General features: G+C 72.3%; 22 protein-coding genes. 6 read left to right on the top strand and 16 right to left on the bottom strand.

Going from position 1 to position 21456, the window contains the following annotated elements; translation table 11 throughout:
- Positions 1-22: 22 nt before the first annotated feature.
- The 5 genes from V1633_RS15080 to V1633_RS15060 are packed head-to-tail and all read right to left on the bottom strand — an operon-like array spanning position 23 to position 5059.
- Positions 23-928, bottom strand: a complete 906-nt coding sequence (locus V1633_RS15080; protein ID WP_331214931.1) for a potassium-transporting ATPase subunit C — start codon at positions 926-928, stop codon at positions 23-25.
- Positions 928-3132: a potassium-transporting ATPase subunit KdpB gene (kdpB, locus tag V1633_RS15075; protein ID WP_331214930.1), complete on the bottom strand. Its 2205-nt coding sequence runs from the start codon at positions 3130-3132 to the stop codon at positions 928-930. Before kdpB ends, V1633_RS15080 begins: the two co-directional genes overlap by 1 nt.
- A 44-nt stretch (positions 3133-3176) precedes the next feature.
- On the bottom strand, positions 3177-4832 hold the full coding sequence (kdpA, locus tag V1633_RS15070; RefSeq protein ID WP_331214929.1) for a potassium-transporting ATPase subunit KdpA: 1656 nt from the start codon (positions 4830-4832) through the stop codon (positions 3177-3179).
- Positions 4833-4922 carry a K(+)-transporting ATPase subunit F gene (kdpF, locus tag V1633_RS15065; RefSeq protein ID WP_331214928.1) on the bottom strand — a complete coding sequence of 30 codons (90 nt, stop codon included), beginning with the start codon at positions 4920-4922 and terminating at the stop codon, positions 4833-4835.
- On the bottom strand, positions 4919-5059 hold the full coding sequence (locus V1633_RS15060; RefSeq protein WP_331214927.1) for a hypothetical protein: 141 nt from the start codon (positions 5057-5059) through the stop codon (positions 4919-4921). Before V1633_RS15060 ends, kdpF begins: the two co-directional genes overlap by 4 nt.
- A gap of 323 nt (positions 5060-5382) precedes the next feature.
- Here V1633_RS15060 and V1633_RS15055 point away from each other — a divergent pair, with 323 nt between their 5' ends.
- Positions 5383-5805: an OsmC family protein gene (locus V1633_RS15055; RefSeq protein WP_331214926.1), complete on the top strand. Its 423-nt coding sequence runs from the start codon at positions 5383-5385 to the stop codon at positions 5803-5805.
- Between the two features lie 17 nt (positions 5806-5822).
- On the opposite strand, the gene V1633_RS15050 is transcribed toward V1633_RS15055, so the two are convergent.
- Positions 5823-6452, bottom strand: a complete 630-nt coding sequence (locus tag V1633_RS15050; protein ID WP_331214925.1) for a hypothetical protein — start codon at positions 6450-6452, stop codon at positions 5823-5825.
- Between the two features lie 77 nt (positions 6453-6529).
- Positions 6530-7474, bottom strand: coding sequence for an endonuclease/exonuclease/phosphatase family protein (locus V1633_RS15045; RefSeq protein ID WP_331214924.1), 945 nt, complete (start codon positions 7472-7474; stop codon positions 6530-6532).
- Between the two features lie 495 nt (positions 7475-7969).
- Between V1633_RS15045 and V1633_RS15040 the strand changes: the two genes are divergently transcribed.
- Positions 7970-8845 carry a hypothetical protein gene (locus V1633_RS15040; RefSeq protein WP_331214923.1) on the top strand — a complete coding sequence of 292 codons (876 nt, stop codon included), beginning with the start codon at positions 7970-7972 and terminating at the stop codon, positions 8843-8845.
- A gap of 136 nt (positions 8846-8981) precedes the next feature.
- Here V1633_RS15040 and V1633_RS15035 read toward each other — a convergent pair whose 3' ends face one another.
- From V1633_RS15035 to V1633_RS15025, 3 genes are all read right to left on the bottom strand, one after another.
- Positions 8982-9620, bottom strand: coding sequence for a hypothetical protein (locus tag V1633_RS15035; protein WP_331214922.1), 639 nt, complete (start codon positions 9618-9620; stop codon positions 8982-8984).
- Positions 9621-9920: 300 nt separating this feature from the next.
- Positions 9921-10367 carry a response regulator gene (locus V1633_RS15030; protein ID WP_331214921.1) on the bottom strand — a complete coding sequence of 149 codons (447 nt, stop codon included), beginning with the start codon at positions 10365-10367 and terminating at the stop codon, positions 9921-9923.
- 113 nt (positions 10368-10480) lie between these two features.
- On the bottom strand, positions 10481-10825 hold the full coding sequence (locus V1633_RS15025) for an STAS domain-containing protein (protein WP_331214920.1): 345 nt from the start codon (positions 10823-10825) through the stop codon (positions 10481-10483).
- Positions 10826-11196: 371 nt separating this feature from the next.
- Here V1633_RS15025 and V1633_RS15020 point away from each other — a divergent pair, with 371 nt between their 5' ends.
- Positions 11197-12045: an aldo/keto reductase gene (locus V1633_RS15020; RefSeq protein ID WP_331214919.1), complete on the top strand. Its 849-nt coding sequence runs from the start codon at positions 11197-11199 to the stop codon at positions 12043-12045.
- Positions 12046-12126: 81 nt separating this feature from the next.
- Here V1633_RS15020 and V1633_RS15015 read toward each other — a convergent pair whose 3' ends face one another.
- Positions 12127-12447 (bottom strand): hypothetical protein, encoded by a 321-nt coding sequence (locus tag V1633_RS15015; protein ID WP_331214918.1) that lies wholly within the window; start codon positions 12445-12447, stop codon positions 12127-12129.
- 327 nt (positions 12448-12774) lie between these two features.
- Between V1633_RS15015 and V1633_RS15010 the strand changes: the two genes are divergently transcribed.
- Entirely contained in the window at positions 12775-13755 is a 981-nt protein-coding gene (locus V1633_RS15010; RefSeq protein WP_331214917.1) for a DUF2267 domain-containing protein, read from the top strand.
- A 68-nt stretch (positions 13756-13823) separates the two neighbouring features.
- Here the strand turns inward: V1633_RS15010 and V1633_RS15005 are convergent, their stop codons facing one another.
- Positions 13824-14321 (bottom strand): MarR family winged helix-turn-helix transcriptional regulator, encoded by a 498-nt coding sequence (locus V1633_RS15005; protein ID WP_331214916.1) that lies wholly within the window; start codon positions 14319-14321, stop codon positions 13824-13826.
- 87 nt (positions 14322-14408) lie between these two features.
- Here V1633_RS15005 and V1633_RS15000 point away from each other — a divergent pair, with 87 nt between their 5' ends.
- A complete protein-coding gene (locus V1633_RS15000; RefSeq protein ID WP_331214915.1) occupies positions 14409-15404 on the top strand; it encodes an EamA family transporter in 996 nt (331 codons plus the stop codon).
- A 268-nt stretch (positions 15405-15672) separates the two neighbouring features.
- Here the strand turns inward: V1633_RS15000 and V1633_RS14995 are convergent, their stop codons facing one another.
- A complete protein-coding gene (locus tag V1633_RS14995) occupies positions 15673-16971 on the bottom strand; it encodes an NAD(P)/FAD-dependent oxidoreductase (protein WP_331214914.1) in 1299 nt (432 codons plus the stop codon).
- 140 nt (positions 16972-17111) lie between these two features.
- On the opposite strand from V1633_RS14995, the gene V1633_RS14990 reads away from it, so the two are divergent.
- Positions 17112-18566, top strand: a complete 1455-nt coding sequence (locus V1633_RS14990; protein ID WP_331214913.1) for a M20/M25/M40 family metallo-hydrolase — start codon at positions 17112-17114, stop codon at positions 18564-18566.
- A 55-nt stretch (positions 18567-18621) separates the two neighbouring features.
- On the opposite strand, the gene V1633_RS14985 is transcribed toward V1633_RS14990, so the two are convergent.
- Genes V1633_RS14985 through V1633_RS14975 form a run of 3 tightly spaced genes read right to left on the bottom strand, consistent with a single transcriptional unit; the run spans position 18622 to position 21451 of the window.
- Positions 18622-19716 (bottom strand): ABC transporter ATP-binding protein, encoded by a 1095-nt coding sequence (locus V1633_RS14985; RefSeq protein ID WP_331214912.1) that lies wholly within the window; start codon positions 19714-19716, stop codon positions 18622-18624.
- Positions 19713-20534: an ABC transporter permease gene (locus V1633_RS14980; RefSeq protein ID WP_331214911.1), complete on the bottom strand. Its 822-nt coding sequence runs from the start codon at positions 20532-20534 to the stop codon at positions 19713-19715. Before V1633_RS14980 ends, V1633_RS14985 begins: the two co-directional genes overlap by 4 nt.
- Positions 20522-21451: an ABC transporter permease gene (locus V1633_RS14975; protein ID WP_331214910.1), complete on the bottom strand. Its 930-nt coding sequence runs from the start codon at positions 21449-21451 to the stop codon at positions 20522-20524. Before V1633_RS14975 ends, V1633_RS14980 begins: the two co-directional genes overlap by 13 nt.
- Between the last annotated feature and the right edge of the window lie 5 nt (positions 21452-21456).

The following is a 21456-nucleotide window of genomic DNA, read 5'->3' as shown; positions in this document are numbered from 1 at the left end:
TCCGGGGCCGCCCACCGTCAACTCAGCCACCGACCGGCAGCTCACGGTCCAGGGCGAGGTTGAGTTCCAGCACGTTGACCCGGGGCTCGCCGAGGAAACCGAGGTCCCGTCCGCTGGTGTGCGCGTCGACGAGTCGCCGTACCGTCTCCGGGGTGGTGTGCCGCTCCCGGGCGACCCGGGCGACCTGGATCCGGGCGTACGCCGGGCTGATGTCCGGGTCGAGGCCGCTGCCGCTGGCGGCGACCGCGTCGGCCGGCACGGCCGGCTTGTCCGGGGCGTCGCCCCGGACCGGGGTGAGCAGACCACCGGAGTAGTCCTGGCCCGGCACCGCGCACTCCACGGCGACGCCGCCGAAGGTCGCGACGAACGGGGTGGCCGGGCAGGCCTGGTTGACGCTGACCGCCCGGGTGACCGGGCCGGTCAGGCCGTCACGGTGGAAGACCCGCAGCACCGCGCCGACCCCGTCCGGGGTGCAGAACGGTCGGCTGCCGTCGACTCCGTCCAGCTCGCCGACGGCCCTGCTCCGGGCGCAGACCTGGGTGAGCAGGCTCTGGCCGCCCTCGTCGGGGTTGCCGTCGGCGTCGACCGCCCCGGGCACCGGCAGGGTGTCCTCCACGCTCTCCGGGCCGAGGTTGCTGGCGGCGGTGGAGGTGGGGTCGTAGCCGTCACCGGCGGCCGAGGGGCGGGACTGGAAGTAGCGCGGGACGGGGTTGCCGTCCGGGTCGGTGAAGAGTTGGCCGATCAGCCGGCTGCCGACCGGCTTTCCGTCGGCGCTGTGCACCAGCGAACCGTCGGTCCGGCCGCTCAGGCCGGGCAGCTGCCCGACCCCGACCAGGACCAGCGGGTACGCCAGTCCGAGCAGCACCGTGAAGACCAGTACGGCACGGAACGCGGCCAGGTGTTGGGACAACCAGGTGGGTAAACGCATCACGAGATCCCCGGGATGAACTGGATGATGAGGTCGATGGCCTTGATGCCGGCGAACGGGGCGACGATGCCGCCGAGGCCGTAGATCCACAGATTGCGGGTCAGCAGCTTGCTGGCACTGCTCGGCCGGTACCGCACACCGCGCAGGGCGAGCGGGATCAGCGCGACGATGATGATCGCGTTGAAGATCACCGCGGCGAGGATGGCCGAACCCGGGCTGGACAGCCGCATGACGTTCAGGGCGTCCAGGCTCGGATAGATCCCGGCGAACATGGCCGGGATGATCGCGAAGTACTTGGCGATGTCGTTGGCGATCGAGAACGTCGTCAACGCCCCACGGGTGATCAGCAACTGCTTGCCGATCTCGACGATCTCGATCAGCTTCGTCGGGTCGGAGTCGAGGTCGACCATGTTGCCGGCCTCCTTGGCCGCCGTGGTGCCGGTGTTCATCGCCACCCCGACGTCCGCCTGGGCCAGCGCGGGCGCGTCGTTGGTGCCGTCACCGGTCATCGCGACCAGCCGGCCGCCCTCCTGCTCCTTCCTGATCAGGGCGAGCTTGTCCTCCGGCGTCGCCTCGGCGAGGAAGTCGTCGACCCCGGCCTCGTCCGCGATCGCCTTCGCGGTCCGCGGGTTGTCGCCCGTGATCATCACGGTCCGGATGCCCATCCGGCGCATCTCGTCGAACCGTTCCCGCATCCCCGACTTGACCACGTCCTTGAGGTGGATCACCCCGAGGGTGCGGGCCGGCGAACCCTCGACGTGCTCGGCCACCACCAGCGGGGTGCCACCGCCGCCGCTGATCCCGTCGACGATGTCACCGACCTGGTCGGTCGGGTGGCCGCCGTTGTCGCGGACCCACTTCATCACCGCCGCCGCGGCGCCCTTGCGGATCCGCCGGGTCGCCGCGCCGACCCCGCCGTCGACCGTGGCCTCCGGGCTCAGGTCGATGCCGGACATCCGGGTCTGCGCGGTGAACGGTACGAAGGTGGCGTGCGGCATCAGGCCGGGCTCCCGCTCCCGCAGCCCGTACGCGTTCTTGGCCAGCACCACCACCGAACGCCCTTCCGGGGTCTCGTCGGCCAGGCTGGACAACTGGGCCGCGTCGGCGACCTCCTCCGGGGTCACCCCGTCCACCGGGACGAACTCGGCCGCCTGCCGGTTGCCCAGCGTGATGGTGCCGGTCTTGTCCAGCAGCAGGGTGTTGACGTCACCGGCGGCCTCGACCGCCCGGCCGCTCATCGCCAGCACGTTGCGCTGGACGAGCCGGTCCATCCCGGCGATGCCGATCGCCGAGAGCAGCGCCCCGATCGTGGTCGGGATCAGGCAGACCAGCAGCGAGACCAGCACGATGCCGGTGACCCCGTCCGCGTTGATCGCCGTGGTGTCCGGTGCCGCCGCCTGGAACGCCTTGGAGAAGATCGCCAACGGCTGCAGGGTCACCACCGCCATCAGGAAGATGATGGTCAGCGCGGCGAGCAGGATGTTCAGCGCGATCTCGTTCGGGGTCTTCTGCCGGTTCGCTCCCTCGACCAGGGCGATCATCCGGTCGACGAAGCTCTGGCCCGGCTGCTGGGTGATCCGCACGACGATCCGGTCGGAGAGCACCCTGGTCCCGCCGGTCACCGCGCTGCGGTCCCCGCCGGACTCCCGGATCACCGGGGCGGACTCACCGGTGATCGCCGACTCGTCCACGCTGGCGATCCCCTCGACGACGTCACCGTCGCCGGGGATGATCTGACCCGCCTCGACCAGTACGACGTCACCGTGCCGCAGCTCGGTGGCGGCGACCGCCTCCTCCCGGTAGCCGCCGGGCCGGGCCCCCGGCGACCAGCCGGTGAGCCGGGTCGCCACGGTGTCCCGTTTCGCCTGGCGCAGTGTCGCGGCCTGGGCCTTGCCCCGGCCCTCGGCGACCGCCTCGGCGAGGTTGGCGAAGACCACGGTCAGCCAGAGCCAGACGGTGATCGCCCAGGCGAAGCCGGAGGGATCGGCGATGGCCAGCACCGTGGTGAAGACCGCGCCGATCTCGACGATCAACATCACCGGGTTGCGCCACAGCGTCACCGGGTTGAGCTTGCGTACCGCGTCCGGAAGCGAGCGGAGCAGCTGCCGGGGGTCCAACAGCCCACCGCCGACCCGGCCACCGGTCCGGTGGCCGGAGGACGGCAGCCCGCCAGAGGGGGCGGGCACCACCGGGCTGACAGTCATTGTCCCTTTCCTCATCATGTCGTGGAGAGATCCGCGCATCGGGCTCACAACCCTTCGGCCAGCGGGCCCAGGGCCAGCGCGGGCAGGAAGGTCAGGGCCACCAGGACCACCGTGACGCCGACGACCAGACCGACGAAGAGCGGCCGGTGGGTGGGCAGGGTGCCCTCGGACGCCGGCACCGGTTTCTGCCGGGCGAGCGCACCGGCCAGGCCGAGCACGAAGATGATCGGCAGGAACCGGCCGAGCAGCATGCAGAGCCCGAGGGCGGTGTCCCACCAGGGGGTGTTCACGGTGATGCCGGCGAAGGCGGAACCGTTGTTGTTGCTCGCCGAGGTGAAGGCGTAGAGCACCTCGCTCAGGCCGTGCGGCCCGACGTTCAGCGCCGTCGTGTTGTTGCCGGTCGCGAACGCCGCCGCGGTGCCGATCAACACCAGCATCGGCGTGACCAGGAAGTACAGCGAGGCGAACTTGATCTCCCGGGCACCGATCTTCTTGCCCAGGTACTCCGGCGTCCGGCCGACCATCAGACCGGCCACGAAGACGGTGATCACGGCGAGGATGAGCAGGCCGTACAGACCGGCACCGACACCGCCCGGGGCCACCTCGCCCAGCATCATGTTGACCAACGGCATCATCCCGCCGAGCGGGGTGAAGGAGTCGTGGAACGAGTTGACCGCGCCGGTGGAGGTCAGCGTGGTCACCGCGGCGAAGCTCGCCGAGTTGGAGACCCCGAACCGGGCCTCCTTGCCCTCCATCGCCGCGCCGATCGCCTGCGGAACGGTGCCACCGCCGGTCAGCTCGAAGACGTTGGTCAGCGTGACGCTGGCGATGGCGAGGATCGCCATCACCGCCACGATCGCGTAGCCCTGCCGGTTCTGCCCCACCATCCGGCCGAAGACCCGGGGCAGGCTGAACGGGATCAGCAGGATCAGGAACATCTCGAACCAGTTGGTCCAGGTGGTCGGGTTCTCGAACGGGTGGGCGCTGTTGGCGTTGTAGAAGCCGCCGCCGTTCGTACCGAGTTCCTTGATCACCTCCTGGGAGGCGACCGGTCCCCCGGTGATCGTCTGGCTGCCACCGGTCAGCGTGGTCACGTCGGTGCCGCCGGAGAGGTTCTGCACCACTCCGCCGATCATCAGCACGATCGCGCCGAGCACCGCGACGGGCAGCAGGATCCGCAGGGTGATCCGGACCAGGTCCACCCAGAAGTTGCCGAGCTGCGCGGTCCGGCTGCGGGCGAAGCCGCGGATCAGCGCCACCGCCACCGCGATGCCCACCGAGGCCGAGACGAAGTTCTGTACGGCCAGCCCGGCCATCTGCACCAGATGACCCAGTGTCGACTCACCCGCGTACGCCTGCCAGTTCGTGTTGGTCACGAAGCTGACCGCGGTGTTCCAGGCGACGTGGTCGGTCACCGGGTCGAAGCCGAGCGAGAGCCAGAGCTTGTCCTGCAGCCGCAGGAAGCCGTACAGGAACAGCAGCGACAGCAGTGAGAAGGCCAGCACGCTGCGGGCGTACGTGCCCCAGGACTGTTCGGCCTCGGCGTCGACGCCGACCAGTCGGTAGATGCCCCGCTCGACCCGGGAGTGCCGGCGGCCGGAGACCACCCGGAACATGTAGTCGCCGACCGGCCGGTGGACCGCGGCGAGCACCACGGCGAGCGAGACGAGGAAGATGACGCCCGCGGTTGTCGTACTCATCTAGAAACGCTCCGGGAACAGGAGTGCACACAGCAGGAAGATGGCCAGGCCGACGGCGAGGACCAGGCCGATCAGGTTGACCGGGCTCACAGCCGCTCCACCGCCCGGGCGACCAGGGCGAGGGCCACGAACAGCCCCACCGTCAGCAGCACGAACACGACGTCGATCACGTCAACGTCCTCTCCAGCACAGGCGTCCAGACGACCGTTATCGGCCGCCGAAACCATGAAATCCCTGCTGGAGGCGGTGGCACCGGGTTTCTGACACCTCGGCTACGTCGGTTGCCCGGTTCTTGACGGCGCCTTGACGCTCGGCCGTGGCGGTGCCCGACGACCCCGTCCAGAGCGGGCGGGTCCGGGACAGGCAGGCCGAGGCAGGCAGGTCCGGCACGGGCAGGTCCGGGGTGGGTCGGTCAGGGCGGGTCGGCTGGTGCGGCAACCTACCCGGGCCGCGCCGTCTCCGGGCGGTTTCGGCGGAAGCGGCCCGGTGCTCCGGGTTTGCCGACGGAGCCACCGGGTAGCCGCGCGGTGAGCCACACGGGGGGTGCGCGATGCCGGAATCCGAGTCCTGGGTGCACGAGGCCACGGCCACCGCTGAGGGGGGTCACCTGCATACGGACGACGGCGAGCTGTCCACCAGCCTGGCCTCGCCGTTGGCGCCGCACTGCACCGGGCTCGCGCCGGAACAGCTGCTCGCCGCGGCGTTCGCCTCCTGCCTGCACCACGCGGCGGTGGAGGCGGCCACCGGGATCACCGACGAGGCCCACACGGTGCAGGTACGCGCCCAGGCCCGGCTGGCCCGGGATCCCGACGGCCGTTACCGCGCCGACGTGCGGGCCAGCATCGCGTCGGTCGGGCTGAACCGTGCCCAACTGACCGACCTGGCCCGCTACGCCGACCGACTCTGGCCGTTCTCCAGCGAGGGCGGCCGGCACACCCTCACCGTCGGCCCGGCGGAGCCCGGCAGCCGGTGAACCCTCCCGGACCGGCGTCACCGGTCCGGGAACGGTTCAGTGGTGGTCCGCCGTCGCGGTACGGGGCAGCAGCGGCAGGCACAGCGCGTAGAGCACCACCACACCGAGTACGGCGAGGAGCGTGACGAGCACGCCGGCCCGTGCACGCGTGTGTCGTACCGACGGTCGGGAAAATCGTCGATACACCCGCCGCGCCGATCGCGTTGGTGAGCTGCTGTACGGCGTCGGAGGGTGACGCTGACACCGCTCGCCTGCTCCTCGGCGACGTCGCCGAGGGTGACCGCGAACAGTGAACCGAAGCAGCAGCCCAGCCCACAGACGAACAGCGGTACGGTCAGCAGCCCGGCGTCGAAGCCCCGGTGGCCGAAGAGGGACGGAGCCAGCAGCGGGTTCCCGCCGCGGAGCTGGTCCCGGACGAAGAGAGTCAGCAGGGCGGCGCCGAGCCCGACCGCGAGCGCCGACAGCGGCCGCCAGCCCTCGTTCGCGCTCTGCACGACGCCACCGAGCACCCCGAGCACCCCGAGCACCCCGAGCACCCCGAGCACCCCGAGCACCCCGAGCACCAGCAGGATCGCGGCCAGCGGGTCGATCGCGACGGCCCGCTGCCGTCGGTCGGCCGGCAGTGACCTCGCGGCGGCGAGCAGCACGGCGAGGCCGAGGACGAGGGTTGGCGACGAAGATCCCGCGCCAGTCGCGCCGCCCCGGTCCGGTCAGCGGTCAGCGGTCAGCGGAAGCCCGCGGTGACCGCCCGGTGGTCGCTCGCCGGGGTCCGGACGACGTCGGCGGACGACGCCGTGAGGCCCCGGTAGAGCACGTGGTCAGGGCGGATCATCGGCAGCGCCGCAGGCCAGGTGAACCCCGGCCCCTGGCCGGCGTCGGCCTGGGCGTCGCGCAGCAGTTCGGTGAGCGGCTCGATCACCCGGTCGGTGGTGGCCGTGTTGAGGTCCCCGAGCACGATGAGACGTCCGGCGTCGTCCTGACGCAGTTGGGCGGCGAGCGCGGCCACGGTGCGGTCCCGGGTGTCGGTGTCGCCGGCCCGGGCCGAGCCGAGATGTACGACGTAGACCACCACGTCGCCGTCGGGCGCGGCGACCACGGCCCGCAGGGCACGGGTCCAGGCCAGTCCGGTGTCCACCCCGACCTCGTCCCGGATCGGGAACCTGCTCCACAGCCCGACCGTGGAGACGGACACCTGGTACGGATACCGCTCCCGGAGCGTCCCGGACACCGTCCTGCGGGCGGCCTCGTCGAGTTCCTGCAGGCCGATCAGGTCGACGCCGGCGGCGGCGATGGCCGCGACCGTGCCGGCCGGGTCGGGGTTGCCGGCCCGCAGGTTCTGGCTCGCCACCCGCAGCCGCGCCGGGCCCCCGTCGCCGGACGGCAGCCAGGCCGTGCCGAAGAGCAGCACCCAGGCCACCGCCGGAACGACAACGGCGACGAGCGCGTTGCGGGACCGGCGCAGCAGGGCGATCAGCGCGAGGAGGGGAACCCCGAGGCCGAGGAAGGGCGCACCGGTGTCGACCAGGCTGCCGAAGCCCCGCACGTTGGGGATCAGCCGGTGACCGATCAGCAGCACGGTCAACACCGCGGTCGCGATCAGGATCAGCGTGCCGCGGCGACGCCATCCGGGGTCCGTCGCGTCCGACGGCTTGATCTTGCTCTCGGCCACCGACAGCATCGTACCCAGGCGACACCACGGGCGACCGGGAGCTGACGAGATCGGCGCGGGCCCGGCGTCACGCCCCGGCCCGCGCTGCCCCGGACACCCGGGCTCCACTGGCGCGCGCGTCCGTCGACCCGCCCCACTCCCGGGCTCCGCTGGCGCGCGCGTCCGTCGACCCGCCCGGTACCCGGGCTCCGCTGACGCGCGCCGCCGTCGACCCGCCCCCCGGGCTTCCAGACGATCATCGACATCCCCCGTTCACCCGAGGGCAAGGTGGCCCGAACACCGGGCCCAGCTGATCTTCAGCTCCGGCCCCCTCCGGCGCGGCGATTCCTGCCCGATCAGGGCGACGACACCAGCAATTCGGAAATTACGTACTTTCCGGTTCTCGACCTGATCTCGCCCGACCTTCGGCGATTGCCCAGTTGAGCAGGCAAAACTGTGTTATATGCCACCGCTGCGGGTGGTCCCTTCCTCTCAGCCGTTTCCTAACCTCGGCGGGTGCCTCACAAGGAACATGCTGATCACGCACCGCAGAACGAGACGGAGGGTGGCCGTTCGGAGGAGGTCACCTCAACCGACCGGCAGGTGGGTCGACACCGGGCGGAGAACCCGCGACGGTCGGGCCGGACCTGGCGCAGACTGCGCTCGGTGCTCGGCTCCGGCCCGGTACGGTTCGGGTCGGTCGCCGTGGTCACCTGCTGCCTCGGCACCGTCGCCTTCGTCGAGTCCCGGGCGGCCGACACCTCGACCCCACCGCCGCCGGCGCCGAACGTGCTCGCCGAGCGGAGGGCCGCCGCCGAGGAGGAGCCGGCGTCCCGGGGGAGCGAGCGGGCCGTGGCACCCACGCCGACCTCCACCGCCAGCCCGTCCCCCAGCCAGCCGACCGTCCGCCCCACTGCCGCGCGTACCCAGGTGACCCGGGCGAAGCGGCAGACCCGGCCCAGCCCGGTCGCCGGGCTCACCCAGACGCAGATGGACAACGCGCACGCCATCGTCCAGACCGGGGTGAGGCTCAAGGTCCCGCGTCGGGGCCTGGTGGTCGCCATCGCCACCGCCATGCAGGAGAGCAACCTCTACAACCTCGCCAACACCGGGGTGCCGGAGTCACTGGAGTACCCGAACCAGGGTGTCGGCTACGACCACGACTCGGTCGGGCTGTTCCAGCAGCGGCCCAGCTCCGGTTGGGGCACGGTGGCGGACCTGATGCGTCCCGCGTACGCCGCCGAGCAGTTCTTCAAGGCACTGCTCGCCATCCCCGGCTGGCAGGAGATGAGCGTGACCGGCGCCGCGCAGGCGGTGCAGGTCTCCGCCTTCCCGGACGCGTACGCCCAGCACGAGACACGGGCGAGCACGGTGGTCGGCGCCCTGGTCTGACCGGGGTACCCGATCCGACCTCCACCCGTCCCCCGACCCCGCTGGACGATGACGGCGAAGCGCGCACCCGCCCGCGAGAGCGACGGTGTCCGCCGACCCGTCGGCGCGGGGCCGGAGGTGGCACGGAGACGGTCGATCAGTGTCGGTGGTCCATGGTGGACGAGGCACCGACCGGCTCGGACCGTTCGGCCTCGTTCCCGGGCCGGGACATCGACGCACAGGGGATCGTGCGCAGGATCTCGTCCGCCCGCTCCGCCCGGAGTCGACGGGCGTGCAGGGCCGCCTCGAACTCCCGTCGTGCCTCTACCGCCTCGGCGTAGACCCGGTCGCGTACCTGGCGGGCCTCCTCGCGGGCGGCGGCCAGGTCGGCCCGGGCCCGGGCCCGGATCTCGGCGGCCTCCCGCTCGGCGGTGAGCAACACCTGGTCTGCCCGCACCGACGGGTCAGCGGCTCCGGCCGTCCCCGGACTACCCGGGCCCAGGCCCGCGGTGGCCTCGTGGACGGCCGCCTCCTGCGGCACGCCGTCCATGGCCGCCTCGTGCGCCGTGGCCTCGTGCGTCGTGCCGGTACGCCCGGCCGGGCCGGGCGCGGCGGCCAGCAGACCGCCCAGCCGGACGAGTTCCGCCCGCGCCCGGGCCAACTCCTGCTCGACGTCCGCGGCGTCCGTCGGCGCCGCCAACCGGGCCAGTCGCTCGCCCAGCTCCTGTAGACAGTGATCGATCCGGTCCTGGTCCCGAATCTGGTCGTAGTCGGCTTCCACGACGGAAAACTCCATGCTTCGCCCCCCCGGGCAGCTGATGACCCTTGCCACCTTTGAATCCTTGTCACCGGGGCAGGTCGGCGGGGCCGATGCGGAAAAATTGTTCAGCATCCGGACGGCCTTCGCGGACTGTGGGACAGCCGGCCGGGCGACCCGGCCCCCAGACCGCCGGAGAGCCGGCCGGACGACCGGCCCTCGGGGACCGCCGATCCGACGGCGCGGGCGGCCGGGCGACCACCGCCGGTCCGACGGCGCAGGCGACCCGACCGGACGACCATCTCCGGCGGGACCGGGAACCAAGACCGGACCGGATGGTCAGCGGCGTTTGGGGAGCACCACGATCTGGCCGAAGAACTCGTCGATCCGGCGGACGACCTCGTTGAAGTCGTCGAGGTCGATCGGCTTGGTCACGTACGCGTTGGCCCGGAGGCTGTAGCTGCCGAGTACGTCGTTCTCGGCATTCGACGTGGTCAACACGACGATCGGGATCGTCCGGAGGTCCTCGTCCCCCTTGACCTCCGTGAGCACCTGGCGACCGTCCATGCGGGGCATGTTCAGGTCCAGCAGGATCACGTCCGGCCGCGTGGCGCCCGAATGCCGACCCACTCCACGCAGGAACTCCATCGCCTCCTCGCCGTCACTGACGACGTTGATGGTCTTGGGTATGCCCGACCCGGCGAGGGCTTCCTCGATCATCAGTACGTCACCCGGGTCGTCGTCCACGACCAGGATCCGTACCTGGTTCGGTGCGGCTGCACCCATGAGACACCTGCCTCCGGTCGGCGGGAGGGTCGCGACGGCCACTGGCGCCGCCCTCCCGCGAAGCTCGTCCGGCAATCTATCGACCGTCGGGGTGGCGAGGGAACATTAGCCGATCATCGGTCACCCGCGGCTGCCGGGTTCTGGGCGGTTTCGTCATACCGGAGCAGTTCCGCCAGCCCGCTGATCCGTAACACCCGGTCGACCCGACCGGTCGCGCCGGTCAACCGGAGCCAACCGCCGCGTTCCGTCGCGAGGTCGTCGCCACGGACAAAGGCGGCGAGCCCGCTGGAGTCACAGAACACCAGGTCACCAAGGTCCACCAGGACGCGCCGATGACCGTCGTCGAACACCTTGTCGAGGGCGGCGTTCAGTTCCGGTGTCGTGGTGAGGTCAAGTTCACCGGTCAGTCGCACCCTCACGTACCGCTCGTGCGACAGGTGGCTCACGGAGAAAGCCACGACCCGCTCCCCTTCCGCCTACGCTCTCGTAGCTGACGAGCGGCCCATAGTTGCAGTCAGGCAAGTATACGCATGCCCTAGATCAGCTCCACCGGGCCCGGACACGCCCGGCACTCCCCGGTCGACCGTCCCGGTCTGTCCAGAAATCGAGTGATGTCGATTCCCTGACCGGCAGCGGTTTGGTTCCGGACATCGGGGGGAAGGCGCCACACCGGAAGCCCGCCGCCGACGGCAGACACCACGGCACCGGCGTGCCCAGGCCGGCGCGGTTCGCGCCGGAACGGACACGCCGGGACAGAGCGCGACCGGCGGGGGTGCACGGGACGGTCGCGCAGGGCGACGCCGGACATCCGACCAGGAAGAGGGCAGTCATGGCGGTACGGAAGGTTCCGACGGTCACCCTGCCGTCCGGGGAGGCGGTACCGGCGCTGGGTCAGGGCACCTGGGGCATGGCCGAGGACCCGGCACGGCGGGACGACGAGATCGCGGCCCTGCGTACCGGTGTCGACGCCGGCCTGACGGTGATCGACACCGCCGAGGTGTACGCCGACGGCCGCGCCGAGGAACTCGTCGGTACCGCGCTCGGCGACCGTCGCGAGGAGATCTTCCTGGTCAGCAAGGTCTCCTCGGAGCACGCGACCGCGATCGGGACACTCGACGCCTGCCAACGCAGCCTCGAACGGCTCGGTACCGACCGGATCGACCTCTATCTGCTGCACCAGCGGGGGGACGCGCCCCTGCCGGAGACGGTCGAGGCGTTCACCACGCTGATGACCAGAGGACTGATCCGGCACTGGGGGGTCAGCAACTTCGACGTCTCCGACGTGGTCGAACTGACCGGGATCCCCGGCGGCACGGCGGTCGAGACCGACCAGATCCCGTACAACCTGACCCGCCGGGGCATCGAGTGGGATCTGCTCCCCCGCTGCCGGGCGGCCGGGCTGCCGGTGATGGCGTACTCACCGCTCGAACGGGGACGGATGCTCGACCACCCGGTCCTGGCCCGGGTGGCGCGCCGGCACGGCGCCACCCCCGGCCAGGTCGGTCTGGCCTGGCTGCTGCGCCAGGAGGGGGTCTGCACGGTGACCAAGGCGAGCACTCCGGACCGGGTCCGGGAGAACCGCGCGGCAGTGGACCTGGACCTGACCGAGGACGACTTCGCCGAACTCGACGCCGCCTTTCCGCCGCCGGACGGCCCGCGCCCACTCGAGCTGCTCTGACGGTGAGCATGCCGTTCCCGCGCGGGCTGGGCCGAGTGGCACGGGTCCGTCCGAGCCGCGCCCCGTGCGGGCCGCGCCCGGTCAGGCTCCCGCCGTCGGTTCCAGCCGGGCCGGTCGCTTCGTCGGCTCGGCGCCGAGGTCCTCCGGCCGGGCGGCGTCCTCGGGCTCACCGTTCTCCGGTGGTTGGAACAGGTACCGGACGAAGTCGCCGCCCGACTCGTTCTCGTCCGCGCCGGGCCACTGGCCCACCGAGTCGACCCCGACGACCTCCCGGCTGCCGTGGTCACTCTCCTCCAACAGCGCCCAGACGGAGACCGGGTACGAGCGGGTCGTGTCCGGGTCGAGGCGCCAGCGGGCGTACCAGCCGGGCCGGGCGGGCACGATCTCGACGATCCTCTTCATGGTGACCTTCCCTCCGGTACCTCGGAAGTGCCACGAGCTGTCCCGATCATCGGCGCCACCGGGGTGAGCCCTCCTCACCCCGCCGAGATGAGCGCGGACCCGCCCGGCCCCGGCCGAGCGCGCGGGGCGTTTCGCCGATGCCGCCACGGGAAGGCAATCCGAATCAGGCCGCCCGTGGGTGGCCCCGGCGAGGGCCGCACGGCCGGGTTCGTCCGCCGTTCACCGCCGGCACGGCCCGGAGCACGCCGGGCGGGGTGTGCCGGTCGTCGGGCGACGGGCACCGACGGCCTGGTCCGATGGTCGCGACACGCGGAGCGAGGCGAGGTCATGGGAAAGCAGATGGAGGGCGACAACCAGCGGCGCCGTACGTTGGCCAGGCAGGCCCGCCAGCGGGGTCGGCGACCGAGTGAGGTCGGCGCCACCCTCGGTGCCGACAAGCAGATCGAGAGCCTGGACAGAAGCCGCCGCAACGGTCCACCGCCGTCGGGTGCCCGCAAGCCGAGCACCGAGCGGGGTGGCCCGACCACTCCCCCACCGGCTCCGGCGGAGCGACCGATGCCGCTGCCCGATGAACCGGCGACCGCCGGCCCGGGTGTCGCCGTCATCACCTACCGGGACCTGGTCTCGGACGTCGGGCGCCGCGCCGGTGTCGACTTCGACCAGGCCCGGGCGGCGGCCGAGGCCACGGTGACCGCGCTCGCCCTGGCCCTGGACGTCGCCGACCGGCAACGGCTGCTCGACGCCGTGCCCGGGCAGCTCTGCGACGAGGGTTCCCTGGGATCCGGGAACCGGCGCCGGGACCTGGCCGGCTTCCTCGACGAGGTCGCCCGGCTCAGTCGACGTACCCCGGAGCAGGCCCGCTACCAGGCCCAGGCGACGCTGAGCGCCCTCGCCGAGCAGGACCGGGAGCTGATCGAGTCGCTCGACCTGCCCGAGGATCTCCGTGACCTGCTCGGACCGCCGGCGGCCGGCGGCGGTCTGGTCGACCCGACCGGGGCCACCGCCGCCCTGACCGACGACGAGCTGCGGGACGCGCTGGCCACCCTGCCGTACTGGTCGGGGGACCGGAGCCGGCTGACCCGCACCATCGAGTTGCCGGCGGAGAACCTGGACCGGGTCCTGGGCCGGCTGGCCCGGTTGCGGCCGGACACCGGCCGGGGGCCGAGCATCGGCCGCCAGTCGCCGAACACAGCGGTGATCACCGTCCGGACCCGGGCACTGGACGCGGTGACGGCGCTCGACGTCGACCTGGCGCACCAGATCGACGACGCGGTCGACGAGGTCGCCGCCGGCCTCGCCAGCCCCTGAGGCAGGTCGTGACGCCACCGGCGGCGTGCGCCGGTCAGCCGGTCGTGCACGCCGCCGGCGGCGCCCGGTCAGTCGGTGGTGTCGCCGAGTGATTCCAGCAGTCCCCGGAGCGTCCGGGCGAGGTCCTCCCGCTCGGCCGGGGCGAGCGCGGCGAGCAGCCGTTCCTCGGTGGCGACGTGGTCGGGCAGGACCCGGTCGACGAGGGCGCGACCCTCGTCGGTCAGGGCGACCAGAACGGCCCGCCGGTCGGCCTCGCTCGGGGTACGGGTGACCAGCCCGCGCGCTTCGAGACGGTCCAGGCGCTGGGTGATCGCGCCCGAGGTGACCATCGCGGCGCGCATCAACTCGGTCGGGGTGAGCCGGTACGGCGGTCCGGCCCGCCGGAGGGTGGCCAGTACGTCGAACGAGGCTCCGTCGAGTCCGTGTGTGGCGAACGTGCGTTGCAGTTCGGCGCCGACCAGGCGGGAGAGGCGGGACAGCCGTCCGATCACCGCCATCGGGGAGACGTCGAGTTCGGGACGGTGCCGGGCCCACTGCGCCAGTACGAGGTCGACATGATCTGCCACGCCGTGAGCCTAGCGAATATCTTAGCGGTGAGGTAACTCACCACGCGGCGGCCTTCATTTGTCTTAGCGGTGAAGTATTTTTCCTTAGTGCTAAGAAATCGAACGTCCCTGGTCCTGTTCACCGCGTTGGTCCCGATGATCTGGGGCACCACCTACCTGGTCACCACCGAACTCCTGCCGCCGGGGCGCCCGCTGCTCGCCGCGACCGTCCGGGCACTCCCCGCCGGCCTCGCGCTCGTCGCGCTCACCCGGCGACTGCCCCAGGGAGGCTGGTGGTGGCGGGCCGCCGTGCTCGGCACCCTCACCATCGGCGCGTTCTTCGCGCTGCTCTTCGTCGCCGCGTACCGGCTGCCCGGCGGGGTGGCGGCGACCGTCGGCGCGATCCAGCCGCTGCTCGTCCTCGGCCTGGCCAGCGGCCTGCTCGGCGAACGCCTCCGCACCCGTACGGTGGTCGCCGGATTCGCCGGACTGGCCGGCGTCAGTCTGCTGGTGCTCCGGGCCGACGCGCGGCTGGACGCGGTGGGCGTCGCCGCGTCGGCGGGAGGAGCCGTCTGCATGGCGCTCGGGGTGGTGCTGAGCAAGCGCTGGCCCGCGCCGGTACCTGTCCTGGCCAGCACCGGGTGGCAGCTCGTCGCCGGTGGCCTGCTGCTGCTGCCGGTGACGCTGCTCGTCGAGGGACCGCCGCCCACCTCGCTGACCGGATCGAACCTGGTCGGATACGGCTACCTCGCGATCGTCGGCACCGCCCTCGCCTACGTCCTCTGGTTCCGCGGCATCCGGGCCCTGCCGTCGACCAACGTCACGTTCCTCGGCCTGCTCAGCCCCGTCATCGCCACCGCGCTCGGCTGGCTCGTCCTCGGGCAGGCGCTCACCCCGACCCAGGCAGTGGGCGGACTGATCGTCCTCGCCTCCGTCGTCGTGCCACAGCTCCCCCGGGTCGACGTGCGGAACCGCCGCCGCGACCCCGGCGGGGCACGGCGACACCGCGACGGTCAGGGCGACGTGCGCGGCGGGACAGACGGCGGCGCGCGGCTGCCCCGACTGCGCGACGGCCGGACGCCCCGAGCCCGGACCGCCGCCTGACCAGGCGGACCGGCGACCGACAGCCGGCGGACGGGCGAGCCGGCGACCGCCGGAACAGCTCACCGCCCACGGATCACCGAGACGTTGGCCGGCCCGGAGAACCGGGGTCCGACGGGGGCATCCCCCAGGAGAGGAAGAACGAGAGCATGAGGATCACCGTGTTCGGCGCGGCGGGCCAGGTCGGCAGCCGAGTGGTGGACGAGGCCGTGTCCCGGGGCCACCAGGTCACCGCCGTCCCACGCGTCCCGGAGCACCCGATCGGGGTGGGTCAGCGCCGGACCGGCCGCTCGGGGGCGGCACTCTCCAGCGGCACCGCGTTGGCCGGCACCAGCCCGAGCTGCACGGCCTGCCGGGTCAACGCCGCGTCGAGCAGCCAGTCGGCGCTCACCCGGGCCCGGTTGCCCGGCATCGCCATCAGGTGGTAGCCCCGGGTCACCGCCTTGGCTGGCAGCCCGGACAGCGGCACGTGCAGCGGGTTCGCCGCCGCGTCGGTGCCGCCCAGGTCGACGACGAACCCGAGGTCGTGGTGCCGGTACGGGCGCCGTCTGCCCTGCCCGTAGGAGGCGGCGACGTTGTGCGCGGCGAGTTTGCCCTGCCGCTCGGCGTGCTGGGCGGTCATCGCGGTCAACTGTCCCGGTCGGGTCAGGTCCGGTACGGCGGCGGCGTCGCCGCAGGCGAAGATCTCCGGGAAGCCGGGCACGTTGAGGAACTCGTCGACGACCAGCCTGCCCTTCTCGGTCTGCAGGCCGAGGTCGGCGACCAGCGGGTCGGGGCGTACGCCGACGCACCAGATCAGGGAGCGGGTCGGGACGTACTGACCGTCGCTGAGGCGTACCCCCTCGGCGGTCGCCTCGGCGACGGTGCAGCCCATCCGTACGTCGACCCCCCGACTGTCCAGCACCCGCCGGGCGGTGTCGGACATCCGCTGGTCCAGTTCGGGCAGCACCCGCTCGGCGACGTCGAGCAGCAGCCACCGTGGGCGTACCCCGAGCCGGGGGTGCTGGGCGGCGAGCGCGTCGGTGAAGAGCTGGCCGTGCGCGGCGACCTCGGTACCGGTGTAGCCGGCGCCGACGACCACGAAGGTGGTCCGGGCGTCCCGTTCCGCCGGGTCGTCTGTCGCGTCCGCCAGCTCGATCTGGGAGACGACGTGGTCGTGCAGGTACAGCGCCTCGGGCAGGCCCCGGAAACCGTGGGCGTGCTCGGTCACCCCGGGGATGGGCAGCAGTTTGTTGACGCTGCCGACGGCGAGGATCAGCCGGTCGTAGCGGAGTTCGCCCGGGTCGCCCTCGGCGCCGGTGTAGTCCACCCGGCGGGCCTTCAGGTCGACGTGGTTCGCCTCGCCGATGACGGTCCGCACCTCGGGCAGCGATCCGGCCAGCGACACGGAGACCCGGCTGGGCTCCAGGATCCCGGCGGCGACCTCCGGCAGCAGCGGGAGATAGAGGAAGAAGTCGGTCGGGTTCAGCAGCATGATCTCGGCCTGTCCACGGGCGATCCGGGACAGGTGCTTCGCCGCGTGGTAGCCGGCGAACCCGGCCCCGACGATGACAACGCGCGGTTTTGTCATGCCGCCGCCGTTCCCGGTCACAAGCCGGGCAAACCTCGGGATGGCCCTGACCAGCGAGGACGGATCCGGGGGTCGCAAACCGGTCGAGCCGGCACATCCGGCACGTTGACAGTCACGGCCGCCATTGATGACCATGACACATGGCCATCCACGACCTTCAGGGCGACGGACCCACGAGGCCCAGCCGCCGCACGTTCCTGTCCGCCGCCACCGTCACCGCCGCCGCGACCGTCACCGCCGCCGCCGCGTCCCCGGGCACCGCCGCCGCCGCGCCGGTGGGGATCGGTGCCCCGGTTCCGGGCCGGCCGGTCCGGCCCCAGCCGCCCGACCGGGAGCTGCGGGACCTGCTCCGGGAGATCGACCAGCGCCGGATCGAGGCGATCGTGCGCCGACTCGCCGCCTTCGGCACCCGGCACACCCTCTCCAGCCAGGACGATCCGCAGCGCGGCATCGGCGCCGCCCGGGACTGGATCCACCAGCAGATGCAGGGGTACGCGGCGCGCTCGGACGGCCGGATGACGGTCGAACTGCAGTCGTACATCCAGGAGCCGGCGTCCCGGATCCCGGTACCGACCCGGATCACCAACGTGGTCGCGACACTGCGCGGCGAGACCACGCCGGAGCGGATCTACGTGGTGACCGGCCACTACGACTCGCGGGCCAGTGACGTCATGGACGCCACCAGTGACGCGCCGGGCGCGGACGACGACGCTTCCGGGGTGGCGGTACTGATGGAACTGGCCCGGATCATGGCGACCCGACGCAGCGAGGCGACCATCGTCTTCGCCGCCGTGGCCGGCGAGGAACAGGGCCTCTACGGTTCCGGGTACATGGCCCGACAGTTCAAGGCGGCCGGCGCGGACGTACAGGGCATGTTCAGCGACGACATCGTCGGCAGCTCCCGGGCCGACGACGGCACCCGCGACCGGCGTACGCTGCGGCTCTTCGCCGAGGGGGTGCCGACCGCCGAGACCCCGGCCGAGGCGAACACCCGACGCTCGGTCGGCGGCGAGAACGACTCCCCGACCCGCCAACTGGCCCGGTTCGTCAGCGACGTGGCCGACAACGACGTCACCGGGATGAACATCCGGGTGATCTACCGGCGGGACCGCTACCTGCGGGGCAGCGACCACATCTCGTTCCTGGAACAGGGGTACCCGGCCGGCCGGTTCACCGAGCCGAACGAGGACTTCGCCCACCAGCACCAGGATGTCCGGGTCGAGGACGGCAAGCAGTACGGCGACCTGCCGGAGTTCTGCGACTTCGAGTACATCACCCGGGTGGCGAAGGTGAACGGGGCGGCGCTCTGGTCGCTGGCCCAGGCGCCCGGCACCCCGAAGGGCGTGGTCATCGTCACCACGAACCTGACCAACGACACCACCCTGCGTTGGCAGCGCGGCACCGAACCCGACCTGGCCGGTTACGAGATCGTGTGGCGGGAGACCACCGCACCGGAGTGGACCCACGTCATCGCGGTCGGTGACGTCACCGAGGCCACCATCGACCTGTCGAAGGACAACGTCTTCTTCGGCGTACGGGCGGTCGACAGTGCCGGCCACCGCAGCCCGGTGGCGTTCCCCCGCCCGGGTAGCTGACCCGTCCGGGTCAGGCCGGTCCCGGCGGTGCGACCGGGACCGGCCGACCCGGCGTTCAGCCGGCGAGCGCGACCGGGGCCGGCCGGAGCCGTACCCGGACCGGGGTGCCGGGGCTGAGTTCGGCCAGCCGGTCGCTGCCGACCTGCGCGACGACCGGCGTGCCGTCGGCCAGGGTCACGCTGACCCGGCTGATCGGCCCGAGGAAGCTGGCGGCGACGACCCGGTCCGGGCCGTCCGCCTCGGGCAGCAGTTCGACCGCCTCGGGGCGGACCAGGGCGGTGACCGGCGCGTCCGGGCCGGCCGGCGCGCTCTCCGGTTCGACCAGCGGCAGCGTCTGGGCGAGGATCCGCACGGTGCCGTCGGCCCCGGTCCGCCCCGGGATCCGGTTGCTCAGCCCGACGAAGTCGGCGACGAACGCGGTCGCCGGCCGCTGGTAGATCTCCGCCGGGGTGGCGAGCTGCTCCAGCCGGCCGCCCCGCATCACGCCGACCCGGTCGGCGACGGCGAGCGCCTCCTCCTGGTCGTGGGTGACGAACAGCGTGGTGGTGCCGACCTCCAGCTGGATCCGGCGGATCTCGTCGCGGAGCTGGACCCGGACCTTGGCGTCGAGCGCCGAGAGCGGCTCGTCGAGCAGCAGCACCCGGGGCTCGATGGCCAGGGCCCGGGCCAGCGCGACCCGCTGCTGCTGACCGCCGGAAAGCTGGTGGGGATAGCGGGCCGCGTGCCCGCCGATGCCGACCAGTTCCAGCATCTCCGCCGCCCGCTGCCGGCGCTGCGCGCCGGGCCGGCCCCGCAGGCGCAGCCCGAACTCGACGTTCTGCACCGCGGTCAGGTGCGGGAAGAGGCTGTACGCCTGGAACACCATGCCCATCCCGCGCCGGTTGACCGGACGGTCGGTGATGTCCTCGCCGTCGACCAGCACCCGGCCGGCGTCCGCCTCCTCGAGGCCGGCGAGTACCCGCAACGCGGTGGTCTTGCCGCAGCCGGAGGGGCCGAGCAGGGCGACCAGTTCGCCGGGGGCGAGGTCGAGGTCGAGTCCGGCCAGCGCGTGGGTGCCGCCGAAACTGCGGCGCAGCCCCTCGAGGCGTACCGGCACACCCTGGCGGGCCGGTGCCGGGCCCGGTTCGGTGGCGACGATGGACGCGGTCATGAGGTCTCCTTCGCGGGGGTGCGCCGCCGGCCGTCGCCGACGAGGGAGAGCAGCAGCAACAGGACGAAGGCGAGCAGCAGGGCCGCCAGCGAGACCGCCACCGACATGGTGGCGCTGCTCTTGCCCAGCAGGTTCACCGCGACCTGAAGGTTGGTCCGGTTGAGCAGCGAGGCGATGGTGAACTCGCCGAGCACCAGCGCCACGGTGAGGAAGGCCGCGGAGAGCACCGCGGAGCGGATGTTCGGCAGCACCACCCGCCAGATCACCGTCGTCCAGCCGGCGCCGAGGCTGCGGGCCGCCTCGGCGAGGGTACGGACGTCGATCGCGGACAGCCCGGCGTCGATCGAGCGGTACGCGTACGGCAGAACCAGTACCGTGTACGCGAAGGTGAGGGTGAGCGGCGAGCCGCCCAGGAAGTACGTCACCCAGGCGTAGACCGGGGCCAGCCCGACCACCAGCACGATCGCCGGGATGGTCAGCGGGAGCAGGCAGAGGAACTCCACCAGCCGGCGCAGCCGGGGCAGCCGCAGCCGTACCCAGATCACCGTCGGCACCAGCAGGACCAGGGTGAGCAGCACGGTGAGCAGGACCAGTCCGAGGGAGGCCCGGATGCCGCTGGAGAGGTCGGGATAGGTCTCGGTGAGTGCCGGCCAGGCGACCAGCAGCCGCCAGGTGTCCAGGCTGAGACCGCCGGTGCCCCGGGTGGTGAACTCCAGCATGGCCAGCAGGGGAAGCAGGAAGAAGACCCCGAGCACGGTGAGGACGATCCAGCGGAACGCCCGCTGTCGCCGGGCCCGGCGCCGGATCACCCCAGCCACTTCGCGCTCCGCTTCTGCACCAGGGCGTAGAGCCACATGACCACCGCGACCACCACGATCATCCCGAGGGCCATCGCCTTGCCCAGGTTCTGCTGCCCGAGTACCACCTCGCTGGTCAGCGCCCCACGGATCTGCAGCGGCACGATCGGGCTGCCCTGGCTGACCAGCGCCGCCGCGGTGGCGTACGCGGAGAAGGCGTTGGCGAACAGCAGCAGCGTGGCGCCGAGGAACGGCGGGGCGAGCAGTGGCATCCCGACCAGCCGCCAGTACTGCCAGGTCGAGCCGCCGAGGCTGGCCGCGGCCTCCCGCCACTGGGGCCGGATGCCGTCCAGCGCGGGCAGGAAGACGATCACCATCAGCGGGATCTGGAAGTAGCTGTAGACCAGCAGCAGGCCGGGCAGTTCGAAGAGCCAGACGCCGGAGGCGTAGATGTCGACGCCGACCCGGTCGCGGAGGAACTCGGTGACGAAGCCGCTCAGCCCGATCGTCGCGATGAAGGCGAAGGCCAGCGTCACGCCGCCGAACTGGGCGAGCACCCCGGAGGCGGCGGTCACCACCCGGCGGAGCAGGCCGTCCGGGCGGGCGGTGACCAGGGCGTACCCGAGCAGGGCGCCGAGCACCGCGCCGACCAGCGCGGTGACCGCGGAGAGCAGGATGCTGCGCCCGAAGGCGGCCAGGATGTACGGGTCGCCGAGCCGGGCGAGGTTGTCGAGGGTGAAGCCGCCGTCGTCGGCGGTGACCGCCCCGACGGCCACCACCAGGGTGGGAATGGCGAGGAAGAGCACGATGTACGCGAGGAACGGGACGACGCCGAGCAGCGCGCCGCCCCCGGAGAGGCGGACCCGGCGCCGGGCCGGGGTGGGCCGGACCCCGGGCGCCTGCGCCACGGGGTCCGGCCGGTGGGTGACAACCGTCATGCCCG

This window comes from Plantactinospora sonchi (genome assembly GCF_036422035.1).
Taxonomy (GTDB): domain Bacteria; phylum Actinomycetota; class Actinomycetes; order Mycobacteriales; family Micromonosporaceae; genus Plantactinospora; species Plantactinospora sonchi.
The sequence above is the reverse complement of the archived record's forward strand: the minus strand, read 5'-3'. Positions and strand labels throughout refer to the sequence as shown.

Excerpts from the sequence above, each read along its gene's own strand:
- kdpB (WP_331214930.1), bottom strand. The coding sequence starts at position 3,132 with ATGACTGTCAGCCCGGTGGTGCCCGCCCCCTCTGGCGGGCTGCCGTCC.
- kdpA (WP_331214929.1), bottom strand. The coding sequence starts at position 4,832 with ATGAGTACGACAACCGCGGGCGTCATCTTCCTCGTCTCGCTCGCCGTG.
- V1633_RS14995 (WP_331214914.1), bottom strand. The coding sequence starts at position 16,971 with ATGACAAAACCGCGCGTTGTCATCGTCGGGGCCGGGTTCGCCGGCTAC.
- V1633_RS15030 (WP_331214921.1), bottom strand. The coding sequence starts at position 10,367 with ATGGGTGCAGCCGCACCGAACCAGGTACGGATCCTGGTCGTGGACGAC.
- V1633_RS14985 (WP_331214912.1), bottom strand. The coding sequence starts at position 19,716 with ATGACCGCGTCCATCGTCGCCACCGAACCGGGCCCGGCACCGGCCCGC.
- V1633_RS15060 (WP_331214927.1), bottom strand. The coding sequence starts at position 5,059 with ATGGTTTCGGCGGCCGATAACGGTCGTCTGGACGCCTGTGCTGGAGAG.
- V1633_RS14975 (WP_331214910.1), bottom strand. The coding sequence starts at position 21,451 with ATGACGGTTGTCACCCACCGGCCGGACCCCGTGGCGCAGGCGCCCGGG.
- V1633_RS15015 (WP_331214918.1), bottom strand. The coding sequence starts at position 12,447 with ATGAAGAGGATCGTCGAGATCGTGCCCGCCCGGCCCGGCTGGTACGCC.
- V1633_RS15020 (WP_331214919.1), top strand. The coding sequence starts at position 11,197 with ATGGCGGTACGGAAGGTTCCGACGGTCACCCTGCCGTCCGGGGAGGCG.
- V1633_RS15035 (WP_331214922.1), bottom strand. The coding sequence starts at position 9,620 with ATGGAGTTTTCCGTCGTGGAAGCCGACTACGACCAGATTCGGGACCAG.
- V1633_RS14990 (WP_331214913.1), top strand. The coding sequence starts at position 17,112 with ATGGCCATCCACGACCTTCAGGGCGACGGACCCACGAGGCCCAGCCGC.
- V1633_RS15080 (WP_331214931.1), bottom strand. The coding sequence starts at position 928 with ATGCGTTTACCCACCTGGTTGTCCCAACACCTGGCCGCGTTCCGTGCC.
- V1633_RS15010 (WP_331214917.1), top strand. The coding sequence starts at position 12,775 with ATGGGAAAGCAGATGGAGGGCGACAACCAGCGGCGCCGTACGTTGGCC.
- V1633_RS15055 (WP_331214926.1), top strand. The coding sequence starts at position 5,383 with ATGCCGGAATCCGAGTCCTGGGTGCACGAGGCCACGGCCACCGCTGAG.